The organism is Gordonia alkaliphila (assembly GCF_023017165.1).
Classification (GTDB): domain Bacteria; phylum Actinomycetota; class Actinomycetes; order Mycobacteriales; family Mycobacteriaceae; genus Gordonia; species Gordonia alkaliphila.
Window position 1 is genome coordinate 3,594,876 of record NZ_JALKBW010000001.1, and the last position, 12,406, is coordinate 3,607,281.

The 12,406-nt window shown below is 71.6% G+C and carries 12 protein-coding genes and 1 pseudogene; 10 read left to right on the plus strand and 3 right to left on the minus strand.

Annotated elements, in window-relative coordinates:
* Positions 1-43 precede the first annotated feature (43 nt).
* The 4 genes from MUG78_RS16480 to MUG78_RS16490 are packed head-to-tail and all read left to right on the plus strand — an operon-like array spanning position 44 to position 3,016.
* Positions 44-718 (plus strand): DUF3043 domain-containing protein, encoded by a 675-nt coding sequence (locus MUG78_RS16480; RefSeq protein WP_246996646.1) that lies wholly within the window; start codon positions 44-46, stop codon positions 716-718.
* A 6-nt stretch (positions 719-724) separates the two neighbouring features.
* Positions 725-1,090, plus strand: a complete 366-nt coding sequence (locus MUG78_RS18370) for a P-loop NTPase family protein (RefSeq protein ID WP_308221383.1) — start codon at positions 725-727, stop codon at positions 1,088-1,090.
* Positions 1,087-2,262 carry a nicotinate-nucleotide--dimethylbenzimidazole phosphoribosyltransferase gene (gene cobT, locus MUG78_RS16485; protein WP_308221384.1) on the plus strand — a complete coding sequence of 392 codons (1,176 nt, stop codon included), beginning with the start codon at positions 1,087-1,089 and terminating at the stop codon, positions 2,260-2,262. The genes MUG78_RS18370 and cobT overlap by 4 nt, the downstream gene beginning before the upstream one ends.
* A 7-nt stretch (positions 2,263-2,269) precedes the next feature.
* Positions 2,270-3,016 (plus strand): adenosylcobinamide-GDP ribazoletransferase, encoded by a 747-nt coding sequence (locus MUG78_RS16490; RefSeq protein ID WP_308221385.1) that lies wholly within the window; start codon positions 2,270-2,272, stop codon positions 3,014-3,016.
* A 46-nt stretch (positions 3,017-3,062) separates the two neighbouring features.
* Here MUG78_RS16490 and MUG78_RS16495 read toward each other — a convergent pair whose 3' ends face one another.
* Together MUG78_RS16495 and gcvT are read right to left on the minus strand one after the other, a co-directional pair.
* Positions 3,063-4,163: a branched-chain amino acid aminotransferase gene (locus tag MUG78_RS16495; protein ID WP_246996648.1), complete on the minus strand. Its 1,101-nt coding sequence runs from the start codon at positions 4,161-4,163 to the stop codon at positions 3,063-3,065.
* A gap of 58 nt (positions 4,164-4,221) precedes the next feature.
* Positions 4,222-5,331, minus strand: a complete 1,110-nt coding sequence (gcvT, locus tag MUG78_RS16500; protein ID WP_246996650.1) for a glycine cleavage system aminomethyltransferase GcvT — start codon at positions 5,329-5,331, stop codon at positions 4,222-4,224.
* Between the two features lie 25 nt (positions 5,332-5,356).
* Here gcvT and MUG78_RS16505 point away from each other — a divergent pair, with 25 nt between their 5' ends.
* From MUG78_RS16505 to MUG78_RS16530, 6 genes and pseudogenes are all read left to right on the plus strand, one after another.
* The gene (locus MUG78_RS16505; RefSeq protein WP_246996652.1) at positions 5,357-6,886 is read left to right on the plus strand and encodes a leucyl aminopeptidase; all 1,530 of its coding nucleotides are present in this window, start codon (positions 5,357-5,359) and stop codon (positions 6,884-6,886) included.
* A 118-nt stretch (positions 6,887-7,004) separates the two neighbouring features.
* A pseudogene (gene sucB / locus MUG78_RS16510) lies at positions 7,005-8,709 on the plus strand (2-oxoglutarate dehydrogenase, E2 component, dihydrolipoamide succinyltransferase).
* Positions 8,710-9,591: a TIGR01777 family oxidoreductase gene (locus tag MUG78_RS16515; RefSeq protein ID WP_246996654.1), complete on the plus strand. Its 882-nt coding sequence runs from the start codon at positions 8,710-8,712 to the stop codon at positions 9,589-9,591.
* Entirely contained in the window at positions 9,584-10,252 is a 669-nt protein-coding gene (gene lipB, locus MUG78_RS16520; protein WP_246996656.1) for a lipoyl(octanoyl) transferase LipB, read from the plus strand. Before MUG78_RS16515 ends, lipB begins: the two co-directional genes overlap by 8 nt.
* Positions 10,240-11,268 (plus strand): lipoyl synthase, encoded by a 1,029-nt coding sequence (gene lipA, locus MUG78_RS16525; RefSeq protein WP_372493295.1) that lies wholly within the window; start codon positions 10,240-10,242, stop codon positions 11,266-11,268. The genes lipB and lipA overlap by 13 nt, the downstream gene beginning before the upstream one ends.
* A 10-nt stretch (positions 11,269-11,278) precedes the next feature.
* Positions 11,279-12,037, plus strand: coding sequence for a DUF4191 domain-containing protein (locus MUG78_RS16530; RefSeq protein WP_246996659.1), 759 nt, complete (start codon positions 11,279-11,281; stop codon positions 12,035-12,037).
* Positions 12,038-12,072: 35 nt separating this feature from the next.
* On the opposite strand, the gene MUG78_RS16535 is transcribed toward MUG78_RS16530, so the two are convergent.
* Positions 12,073-12,339 carry a DUF2277 domain-containing protein gene (locus MUG78_RS16535; protein WP_246997153.1) on the minus strand — a complete coding sequence of 89 codons (267 nt, stop codon included), beginning with the start codon at positions 12,337-12,339 and terminating at the stop codon, positions 12,073-12,075.
* Between the last annotated feature and the right edge of the window lie 67 nt (positions 12,340-12,406).

Below are 12,406 nucleotides of genomic sequence, written 5' to 3' on the forward strand. Positions count from 1 at the left end.
TCGCGATCGAGACCGGGTTTGCGTATGGCCTAAGCTCGTGGGCGTGAAGTTGCCCTGGAAATCCGGCGCCGATGCCGCCGACGAAGCCCCCGCGCAGAGCGTTGCCGACGCCGCGACCGCCGAGCCGGAGACCCCGGCCCGTTCCGGAGCGACGACCCCGGGCAAGGGTCGGCCCACCCCGAAGCGCCGCGATGCGCAGGGCCGCCGGTCCGGTCCGGTGGCACCGCCGCCGACCAACCGCGCCGAGGCGCGCGCCCGCCGCAAGGCGGAGAAGTCCACGCTCAGCAAGGAAGAGCGCAAGGAGCTGCGCGCCGAGCGGAACAAGGCGCGTTCCGAGCAGCGCGAGAAGATGATGTCCGGCGACGAGAAGTACATGATCGCCCGCGACCGCGGTCCCGTGCGCGCCTACACCCGCGACCTGGTCGACTCGCGTCGCAACTTCGCCGGACTGTTCATGCCGTTCGCGATCGTGCTGATCGTCGCGATGATGCTTCCGGACTTCGCCTTCTACATCAACTTCCTGATGCTGGCCTTCGTGGTCTTCATGCTCATCGACTCGGTGATCCTGGGCCGCATGGTGAACAAGCGGGTGCGCGAGCGCTACCCGGAGACCACCGACGGCGGCCTGCGCCTGGGCTTCTACGCGTTCACGCGCGCCATGCAGCTGCGGATGATGCGGGCGCCGCGCCCGCGCGTCTCCGTCGGCGACGAGGTCTAGCGCCGCATGCGCACGCTGGTCCTGGGCGGGCCCGGCAGGCACGTCCGCGCGCGCCGAACAACTCCTCGCCGGACGTCCGACGGTGCGTCGGCTGTCCTGGAGTCGACACCGAACCTGGTCACGGCGCTGCGCGAGGATCCCGACACCGCGACCCTCGTCGACCACCTCGGCCACTGGTCCGCGGACGCCGCCGACCTGCCGGACGCGGTGGCGCGGTTCCGCGGCGACCTGGTGATCGTGAGCACCGACACCGAGTCGCTGGCGGCCGCCAATCTCGCGGTCGGCGCCGTCTGCGACGGCGTCGAGCTGATCGTCGCCGGCCGCGTCTTCGTCCCGACCGAACCGGTCGTCGCACCGACCGCCCCGCGGTGACCCCCGCCGCGCCGGTTCCGGCACCGGTCCTCCCCGACCGGGCAGCCCAGCCGACCGAGCAACCCGCGCCGACGGAGGCGCCTGCTCCCCGGGTGCCTGCGTCGACGGCACCCCTGGATCCGACCGACGCCGAGGTCTTCGACGTCATCGATCTGCCCGACGACGACGTCGCCGACGCGGCCCGCGCCCGTCTGCTGACCCTGACCAAACCGCCGAACGCCCTGGGGCGACTGGAAGACCTCGGCGTCTGGATCTCGTCCTGCCAGGGGGTGTGCCCGCCGCGTCGGATCACCGCTCCGGCGGTGGTGGTGTTCGCGGGCGATCACGGCGTCGCCCGCGACGGCGTCTCCGCCTTCCCCGCCGAAGTGACCAGCCAGATGGTCGCCAACATCGCCGCAGGCGGTGCCGCGATCAACGTGCTCGCCCGCCGGGCCGGCGCCTCGGTGCAGGTCCTGGACATGTCGGTCGACGCCGACGACCCCGATCCGCACGTGGCGCGCTACAAGGTGCGTCGCAGCACCGGCGACCTGCGCCGCGGCGAGGCCATGACGCTCGCCGAGGCACGCAGGGCCGTGGCCGCCGGGCGCGCGGTGGCCGACCAGTTGGTCGACGCCGGTGCCGACCTGCTGATCGCCGGCGACATGGGCATCGGCAACACCACCCCGGCCGCCGTCCTCACCGGCACCGTCACCGGCAAGGAACCGGTCGTGGTGGTCGGGCGCGGCACCGGGATCGACGATGCGGGCTGGATCCGCAAGACGGCGGCGATCCGCGACGGCCTCCGCCACGGGCGCCGCCACCGGCACGACCCGCTGTCGTTGCTGGCCGCGGTGGCCGGCCCGGATCTGGCCGCAATGGCCGGTTTCCTGGCGCAGAGCGCGCTCCGCAAGACCCCGGTGATCCTCGACGGGATGGTGGTGACCTCGGCGGCGCTGATCGCGAACGCCCTAGCCCCCGGCGCGGTGGCCTGGTGGTGCGCCGGCCATCGGTCCACCGAGCCGGCCCACGGTTTCGCCTTGTCCGAACTGGGCCTGGAACCGATCCTGGATCTGTCGATGCGTCTCGGCGAGGGCTCCGGCGCGGTCACCGCGCTCCCGGTGGTCGCCGACGCCGTCGACATCATGATCGACATGGCCACCTTCGGCGAAGCCGGTGTCGCCGACCAGGCCTGAGTCGCCCGTGCGCACACTGCACGTGGCGCTCAGCTGGATGACGGTGCTGCCGGTACCGCAGCCGCGGTCGGCCCCCGACGCCCGCGTGGGGGCCGCGGTGATCGCCGCGCTCCCGGTGATCGGCCTGCTGCTCGGCGCGGCCACCGCCGGTATCGCCCTCGGCCTCGACGCCACGTCGCTGCCGAGTCCGCTGATCGGCGCGCTGTGCGTGGCCTTCGGTGCGCTCGCCACCCGCGGCATGCACCTGGACGGTCTGGCCGACACCGTCGACGGCCTGGGCTGCTACGGCGACGCCGACCGGGTGCGCGCCGTGATGCGCAGCGGCGACGTCGGCCCGTTCGGCGCGGCCGCGCTGGTCCTCGTGCTGCTCATTCAGGCCCTGGCGTTCGGCGCCCTCACCGACGACGGGCGGTGGTGGACCATCGCCTTCGTGATCTTCGTCGGCCGCGTCACCGTGCCGATCGCATGCCGCCGCGCGCTGCCCGCCGCGAACGCGGACGGTTTCGGTGCGCTGGTGGCCGGCAGCCAGCGCCTGTCGATTCCGCTGTGGCTGGCCGCCGCCGCGGCCGCCGCCGTGGGAATCGGCCGGCCCGACGGATGGCTGCTGCCGGTGATCGCGCTGGTCGTCGCCGCCGTGTTCGCCGCGGTCTTCACCCGACACTGCGCCCGTCGCATGGGCGGCGTGTCCGGGGACGTCCTCGGCGCGACCCTCGAACTGTCGACGACGCTCGCGCTGATCGTGGTCCTCGTCTGAAGGCCGCGCACCGGGTTCGCCTCGGGGCGCGGCCTTCGGCGAAGAACTATCCGTGCAGGGTGGTCATCCAGCCGTGCGTGTCGGCGAAGGTACCGCGCTGCAGCCCGGTCAGGGTGTCCCGCAGCGCCTGCGTCACCTCGCCGGTGGTGCCGTCGCCGATCTGGTAGTCGTCGGCGACGCCCTTGACGCGCCCGACCGGGGTGATGACGGCGGCGGTACCGCACGCGAAGACCTCGCTGATGCTGCCGTCGGCCGCGCCCGCGCGCAGTTCGTCGGTGGTGATCTTGCGCTCGCTCACGCGGTAGCCGGCGTCGGAGGCCAGGGTGAGCAGCGAAGCGCGGGTGATGCCGGGCAGCAGCGAACCGGACAGCTCCGGCGTGACGATCTCGGCATCGGAGCCGCTGCCGAAGACGAAGAACAGGTTCATGCCGCCCATCTCCTCGATGTAGCGGCGCTCCACGGCGTCGAGCCAGACCACCTGGTCGCAGCCCTGCTCGGCGGCCTGCGCCTGAGCCAGCAGCGACGCGGCGTAGTTGCCGCCGAACTTGGCGGCACCGGTGCCGCCCGGCGAGGCGCGCACGTACTCGGTGCTGAGGTACACGCTGACCGGCTTCACGCCGCCGGAGAAGTAGGCGCCGGCCGGCGAGGCGATGAGGACGAAGCGGTACTCGTCCGCCGGACGCACCCCGAGGCTGGCTTCGGTCGCGAACATGTACGGACGCAGATAGAGCGCCTCCTCGCCGCCGGCGGCGGGAACCCAGTGGTGATCCACCGCGAGGAGTTCGCGCAGTGCGCCGACGAAGTCGTCGACCGGCAGCGGCGGCATCGCCAGCCGCTGCGCGGAGGCGATGAATCGCTCGGCGTTGGCTTCCGGCCGGAACGCGGCGATGGTGCCGTCCGGCTGCCGGTACGCCTTGAGCCCCTCGAAGATCTCCTGGCCGTAGTGCAGCACCATGGCCGCCGGATCCAGAGCGATCGGCCCGTACGGGGTGACCTGCGCCCGATGCCAACCGCGCTCGCGGTCGAAGTCGATCGACACCATGTGATCGGTGAAGTGCCGACCGAAGCCCGGCGACTGCAGGATCTCGGCACGACGGCCGTCGGAGACGGGATGGGGGTGATCGATGTGGACGAACTCCAGGGTCATGCGGTCAACAATACCGGTGGCCCCCAAGCGGTTTTCGTCCCGCCGACTCAGCCGTGACTCAGACGTGGCTCTCCACGAACGGCGGGTTCACGACGGTGGCGGCGACGCCGCGGCCGCGCACGTCCACGGTCACTTCGTCGCCCACCGACAGCCCGGCCGACGTGTCCACCAGCGCCAGCCCGATCCCGGCCTTGAGCGTCGGCGAGAACGTGCCCGAGGTGCACTCCCCGATCTGCGGGCTGCCCGGCGCCACGTGCAGGGTGCAGCCGGCGCGGAGCACGCCGCGCCCGTTGGCCTTCAACGCCACCAGGCGGCGGGCGGGACCGGCTTCGCGCTCGGCGAGCAGTGCGTCGCGCCCGAAGAACTCGGGTTTGTTCCAGCCGACCGCCCACGAACTGCGTGCCTGGATGGGCGTGATGTCCTCGCTCAGCTCGTGCCCGTGCAGCGCGTACCCCATCTCGGTGCGCAGCGTGTCGCGGGCGCCGAGACCGGCGGGCAGGCCGTCGCGCACGGTCACCTCGGCCAGCAGCGCATCCCACACCGGTCCGGCGTCGTCCCAGCGGGGCAGCACCTCGTAGCCGCGTTCACCGGTGTAGCCGCTGCGGCAGATGCGCACCGGGTACCGCTGGTCGCCGAGCACCAGGTCGCCGTCGGCGAACGCCATGTACTCCATGTCCGACGGCAGGCCGAGCGCGTCGAGCACGGCCGGCGCCTGCGGGCCCTGCACGGCGAAGACCGCGTAGTCGCGATGCTGATCGGTCACCGTCACCTCGGCCGGTGCGGCCGCCGAGAGCGCCGCCACCACCGCGGGCGTGTTGGCCGCGTTGGGCACCAGGAACACTTCGTCGTCGCCGACCAGGTAGGCGATCAGGTCGTCGATCACGCCACCGGCCGCGTTGCAGCACAGCGTGTACTGCGCCTTGCCCGGGGTGATCTTGGTGAGGTCGTTGGTGAGGGTCCGGTTGATCAGTGCGGCGGCGCCCGGTCCGGCGACCAGCGCCTTGCCGAGATGACTGACGTCGAACAGACCCACCGACGTGCGGACTGCGGCGTGCTCGGCCCCGGTACCGGAATAGGAGACGGGCATGTCCCAGCCGCCGAACTCGGCGAAGGTGGCGCCGAGAGCGGCGTGGCGGTCGGCAATCGGGCCGGCGAGCAGTGCAGTCATGCGGACCACCGTAGAGTGGATTGGCGTGAGCAGCAACGACATCTGTGACCGTGACCGTGGCCCGCGCATCGAGCTCGGGACAGCCCTGACCAAGAACGACGACGTCCTGGTGATCGGCCTGATCGCCGCCGATACCGACGCCGACGAGACCGAGCCCACACTGCTCGTCACCGACGACCTGTTCGACGACGAGACCGCCGACGCGCTGACCGCCGCGCTGCGCGCCGTCGCCGCCACCGGCAAGGCCGGTCAGGTGGTCTCCGTGCCCGCGCCCGCCGGACTGCCCGTGCGCCTGGTGACGGCGGTGGGCCTGGGCAGCGCCGCCGACGCCGAGGACGCCGAGAACATCCGCCAGGCCGCAGGCAACGCCGTCCGCACCCTCGACGGTGCGGGCCCGGTGACCTCCACACTGGGTGCCGCCGATCTGAGCGCCGCCGCCGAAGGCTTCTACCTCGGCGCCTACCTCTTCGACGACTTCCGGTCCGGTAAGTCGCGCTCGGATCGTCGTCCGCCGAGCGAGGTGACCCTCCTGGTGCCGCAGAAGACCAAGCAGGCCAAGAGCGAGCTGGAACACGCCCTCGTGGTGGCCGACGCCGTCGCGCTCGCCCGCGACTTCGTGAACACCCCGCCGAGTCACCTCTACCCCGGCGAGTTCGCCGACCGCGCCAAGCGGGTCGGCAGCGCGGCCGGACTGGACGTCCAGATCCTCGACGAGCAGGCGCTCGCCGACGGCGGCTTCGGCGGCATCCTCGGCGTCGGCCAGGGCAGCTCGCGACCGCCGCGTCTGGTCCGCCTCACCTACGCTCCGTCCGGCGCCGCCAAGAAGGTCGCGCTGGTCGGCAAGGGCGTCACCTTCGACACCGGCGGCATCTCCATCAAGCCCGCCGCCGGCATGGAGCAGATGACCTCGGACATGGGCGGCGCGGCCGCGGTGATCGCCACCGTCGTCGCCGCCGCGAAGCTCGGCCTGGACGTCGCGGTCACCGCGACCGTGCCGATGGCCGAGAACATGCCGTCGGGCACCGCGCAGCGCCCCGGCGACGTCCTCACCCAGTACGGCGGCACCACGGTGGAGGTCCTCAACACCGACGCCGAGGGCCGCCTGATCCTGGCCGACGCGATCGTGCGCGCCTGCGAGGACGAGCCGGACTATCTGATCGACACCGCCACCCTGACCGGTGCGCAAATGGTGGCGCTGGGCACCCGCACCCCGGGCGTCCTGGGCACCGACGAGTTCCGCGACCGCGTGGCCCGCCTGTCCCAGGAGGTCGGCGAGCACGGCTGGCCGATGCCGATGCCCGCCGAGCTGCGCGCCGACCTGAACTCGCGGGTCGCCGACCTGGCGAACGTGACCAACCACCGCTGGGGCGGAATGCTCTCGGCCGCCATGTTCTTGAAGGAGTTCGTGGCCGACGACATCGGCTGGGCGCACGTCGACGTGGCGGGCCCCGCGTTCAACGCCGGCGGCGCGTACGGGTACACCGGGAAGGGTGGCACCGGCGTCCCGGTCCGGACTCTCGTCGCCGTCCTGGAAGACATCGCCAGCGCCGGTTGAAAGGTACCCGCAGGTAACTCGCCAGGGCCCTCAAGCCGGTGGGGCAATGAGGGTAGGGTTTATCCGGCAGGACCGTCGACCGGCACACGTACATATTTGAGCTAGGGAGCAACACGCAATGGCCTTCTCCGTCGAGATGCCCGAACTGGGTGAAAGCGTCACCGAAGGGACCGTCACCCAATGGCTGAAGAGCGAGGGTGACACCGTCGAGGTGGATGAACCGTTGCTGGAGATCTCCACGGACAAGGTCGACACCGAGATCCCGTCGCCCTTCGCCGGCGTCCTGGTCAAGATCGTGGCGCACGAGGACGACGTCGTGGAGGTGGGCGGCCAGCTCGCTCTGATCGGCGAGGCCGGCGAAGCCGCCGACGAGGCGGCCCCACGCCCGCCGCCGAGCCCGAGCCCGAGCCCGCTGCCGCCCCGCACCCGCCGCTGCATCGGAGTCCGCCGCGGCCCCGCGGCACCGGCCGCCCCCGCCGCACCGGCGTCCGGTAACGACGTGACCATGCCGGAGCTCGGCGAGTCGGTCACCGAGGCACCGTGACCCAGTGGCTCAAGCAGGTCGGTGACGAGGTGGCCCTCGACGAGCCGCTGCTGGAGATCTCCACCGACAAGGTCGACACCGAGATCCCGTCGCCGTACGCGGGCGTGCTGCTGGAGATCGTCGCCAACGAAGACGACGTTGTCGAGGTGGGCGGCCGCCTCGCCGTGATCGGCGAGGCCGGCGCACCGGCTGCGGCACCCGCCGCGGCCGCACCGGAGCCCTCCCCTGAGCCCGAGCCCGCTCCCGAACCGGAACCGGAACCCGAGCCCGCACCGAAGCCCACCCGGCTCCCGCTGCGGCCGCTCCGGCCCCGGCCGCGAGCGCGCCCAAGGATCTGGAGTCCACCCCGTACGTCACCCCGCTGGTGCGCAAGCTCGCCGCGGAGCACAACGTCGACCTGAACGCTCTGACCGGCACCGGTGTCGGCGGCCGTATCCGCAAGCAGGACGTGCTCGCCGCCGCCGAGGCCGCCAAGGCCCCGGCCGCTGCTCCGGCCGCACCGGCTCCCGCCGCGGCGGCTCCCGCGCCCGCCGCGGCCAGCTCGGCCCTGGCGGCACTGATCGGCACCACCCAGCCGATCAACCGGATCCGCCAGATCACCGCCGCGAAGACCCGCGAGTCGCTGGCCTCCAGCGCCCAGCTCACGCAGGTCCACGAGGCCGACATGACCCGGATCGCGACGCTGCGCGCACAGGCCAAGGCCTCGTTCAGCGCCGCCGAGGGGGTCAACCTGACCTTCCTGCCGTTCTTCGCGAAGGCGGTGGTCGAGGCCCTCAAGGTGCATCCGAACATCAACGCCTCCATCGACGAGGCCAAGAAGGAGATCACCTACCACGGTCAGGTGAACCTGGGTATCGCCGTGGACACCCCGCAGGGTCTGCTGTCGCCGGTGATCCACAACGCCGACGATCTGTCGCTGGCCGGTCTGGCACGCGCGATCGCCGACATCGCCGCGCGGGCCCGCTCGGGCGACCTGAAGCCCGACGAGCTGTCCGGCGGCACCTTCACCCTCACCAACATCGGCAGCCAGGGCGCCCTGTTCGACACCCCGATCCTGGTGCCGCCGCAGGCCGCCATGCTCGGCACCGGTGCCATCGTGAAGCGCCCGGTGGTACTCACCGCCGAGGACGGCACCGAGTCGATCGCGGCCCGGTCGATGGCGTACCTGCCGCTGACCTACGATCACCGCCTGATCGACGGTGCCGACGCCGGTCGCTTCCTCACCACGGTGCGTCAGCGCCTGGAGGCCGGCGAATTCGCCGCTGATCTGGGCCTGTAGTTGCGTATCGCCGTCGCCGGCAGCCACGGACTGATCGGCTCGGCACTCGTCGAGTCGCTGACGGGCTCCGGTCACGAGGTCTTGCGCCTGGTGCGCGGACCGGTGACCGGAGACCGCCAGATCCGGTGGGACCCGGAGACCTTCGGGGTTCCGCCGGGTGCGCTCGACGGGGTCGACGCCGTGGTCGGCCTCGGCGGCGTGGGCCTGGGCTCACGACGCTGGAGCGGCTGGTTCAAACAGCAGCTCCGGGATTCGCGCATCACCCCCACCGGGGTGCTCGCCGAAGCCGTGCAGCAGGCCGGGGTGCCGGTCTTCCTCAGCGCCAGCGCCACCGGTTTCTACGGTGACACCGGCGAGGAGGCGGCCACCGAGGCGGCGCCGGTGGGCGTCGGCTTCCTGGCGGCACTCACCGCCGATTGGGAGGCGGCCACCGCACCCGCGGTCGATGCGCGCGTGGTCCACCTGCGGACCGCGCCGGTGCTCTCCCGGTCCGGCGGCCTGCTCGGTCGTCTGCGGCCGCTCTACCGGCTCGGGCTCGGCGGTCGCATCGGCGACGGCGACCAGTTCTTCTCGTGGATCTCACTGTCCGACGAGGTCCGCGCCATCACCTACCTGCTCGACGCCGCCGAGATCGCCGGACCGGTGAATCTGGCGGCGCCGCACGCGGTGCGGTACGGCGACTTCAGCGACGAGCTCGCCCGCCTCGTCCGTCGGCGGGCCGTGCTTCCGGTGCCCGCCCGCCTGGCGCAGGCCGTCGGCGGCGAGATGGTCGGCGACCTGATCCTCACCTCGTCCCGGGTGGAACCCGCCGTGCTGAGCGAGCACGGTTTCGGCTTCGCCCACCCCACCCTGTCGGCAGCCCTGGAGTACACCCGTGCCTGATCGTCTGCTGCGCGCCAGCAGCGCGCCTCTCGAAGTCCGCAAGCTCGGCACCGTCGACTACGAGGCCGCCTACGCGATGCAGCACGAGCTGGCCGAGCAGCGGGCATCCGGCGAACTGGACCACGACCTGCTCCTGCTCCTCGAGCATCCGTCGATCTACACCGCGGGTCGGCGCACCGAGGACAGCGACCGTCCGGTGAACGGCGCCCGCGTGATCGACGTCGACCGCGGCGGCCGCATCACCTGGCACGGACCCGGCCAGCTGGTCGGCTATCCGATCGTGAAGCTCGCCGAACCGCTCGACGTGGTCGACTACGTCCGCCGCATCGAGGAGGCGCTGATCGGCTATTGCGCCGACCGCGGGCTGACCACCGGCCGGGTCGAGGGCCGATCCGGTGTCTGGGTGATCGACGACGCCGGTGAACGCAAACTCGGGCAGATCGGCATCCGGGTGGCGCGCGGCGTCACCCTGCACGGCTTCGCGCTCAACGTGGACCCGGACCTGTCGGTGTTCTCGGCGATCGTCCCGTGCGGCATCCCGGATGCGGGGGTCACGTCGTTGGCCGCCGAGACCGGAACGGCGCTCACCGTCGCCCAGACGCTCGACGCCGTCGCCGCGCACGTGCAGGAGTGCCTGGACCGCGTAGGATCGGTGCAGTGACCGCCCAGCCCGCCTCGCCCGCCGACCGCAAGCTCCTCCGGTTGGAGGTGCGCAACTCGCAGACTCCCATCGAGCGCAAGCCGAAGTGGATCAAGACTCGCGCGACGATGGGTCCGGAGTACTCCGAGCTCAAGAACCTGGTGCGCAGCGAAGGCTTGAACACCGTCTGCGAGGAAGCCGGCTGCCCGAACATCTACGAGTGCTGGGAAGACCGCGAGGCCACCTTCCTGATCGGCGGCGAGCAGTGCACCCGGCGCTGCGACTTCTGCCAGATCGACACCGGCAAGCCGAGCGCGCTCGACCGCGACGAGCCGCGCCGCGTCGCCGAATCGGTGCGGGCCATGGGTCTGCGCTACTCGACGATCACCGGTGTCGCCCGCGACGACCTGCCCGACGAGGGCGCCTGGCTGTACGCCGAGACGGTCCGCAAGATCCACGAGTACAACCCGGGCACCGGCGTCGAGAATCTGATCCCCGACTTCCACGCCAAGCCCGACCTGCTCGCCGAGGTCTTCGAGTCCCGTCCGGAGGTGCTGGCGCACAACCTGGAGACGGTGCCGCGCATCTTCAAGCGGATCCGCCCGGCGTTCCGCTACGAGCGCTCGCTCGACGTGCTGACTCAGGCCCGCGACTTCGGGCTGGTCACCAAGTCGAACCTGATCCTGGGCCTGGGCGAGACGCCCGAGGAGGTGCGCGACGCGCTGCGCGACCTGCATGAGGCCGGCTGCGACATCGTCACCATCACCCAGTACCTGCGGCCCACGCCCCGCCACCATCCGGTGGAGCGCTGGGTGAAGCCGGAGGAGTTCGTCGAGCACTCCGACTTCGCCACCGAACTCGGCTTCGCCGGCGTGCTGGCCGGGCCGTTGGTGCGTTCCTCGTACCGGGCCGGACGACTCTACGCACAGGCCATGGCCCGCCACGGCCGCGCACTGGCCCCGGCCATGGCGCACCTGGCCGACGAGGGCACCACCGCGCAAGAGGCCTCGTCGGTCCTGGCGCGCATGGCACCGTAGACTGGGCAGCATGGCAAAGGCGAAAGACACCGCGAGCAAAGAGGCCAAGAAGGCCGCGAAGACCGCCCGCAAGGCGGCTTCGAAGGAGCAGCGCCAGCAGATCTGGCAGGCCTTCAACATGCAGCGCAAGGAAGACAAGGCGCTCATCCCGCTCATGCTCGGCGTGGTGGCCGTGTCGACCACCGTCTTCGCCCTGATCGGCAAGTACGCCTTCGGCGGCCTCTGGCTGATGCTGCCGCTCGGCATCGCCGTCGGTGTGCTCCTGGCGTTCATTCTGTTCGGTCGTCGCGTGTCGGCGACCGTCTTCAAGAAGGCCGAAGGCCAGCCGGGCGCGGCAGGCTGGGCGTTGAGCAACATGCGCGGCCAGTGGCGCGTGCAGCAGGCCGTCGCCGGCACCAGCCAGCTCGATGCCGTGCACCGCGTGATCGGCAAGCCGGGCATCATCCTGGTGGCCGAGGGCTCCGCCTCGCGCGTGCGCCCGCTGATGTCGCAAGAGAAGAAGAAGGCCGCCCGCGTGGTGGGCAACACCCCGATCTACGAGATCGTGGTCGGCAACGGCGAGGGTGAGATCAAGCTCGCCAAGCTCGAGAAGCACATCAAGAAGCTGCCCGGCAACATCGACCGCAAGCGCATGGAGTCGCTCGACGGCCGCCTAGCCGCCCTCAAGAGCAAGGGCGCGTCCGGTCCCGCCATGCCCAAGGGTCCGATGCCGCAGGGCGCCAAGATGCGCAACGTCGCCCGCACCGCCCGTCGCCGCGGCGGCGCCTGAGCGACTGACCCCGGCCGGGGCCCGCTGACGACGCGTTACGCGTAGCGGGCGGCCGAGCGGGCCTTGGCCTTTGCGGCCTCCACCTCGCGGTCCTTGGGCGCGGCGCTGGTCACCAGATGATCCAGCAGGTGCTGGGTCGCCGCGGCCACCGCTTCCACCGCCTCGTCGAAGGCGGCGACGTTGGCCTGCGACGGTTTGGTGGTGCCCGCCACCTTGCGCACGTATTGCAGCGCCGCCGCGTGCACCTCGTCGGTGGTCGCCGGGGGCTCGAAGTTATGCAGGGTTCGAATGTTTCGGCACATGCCGTTGATTTTACGGCCGATCCGGCGACGACGGTCGCGGCTGCGCTCCGCGGAAGTGCGCCGGTTC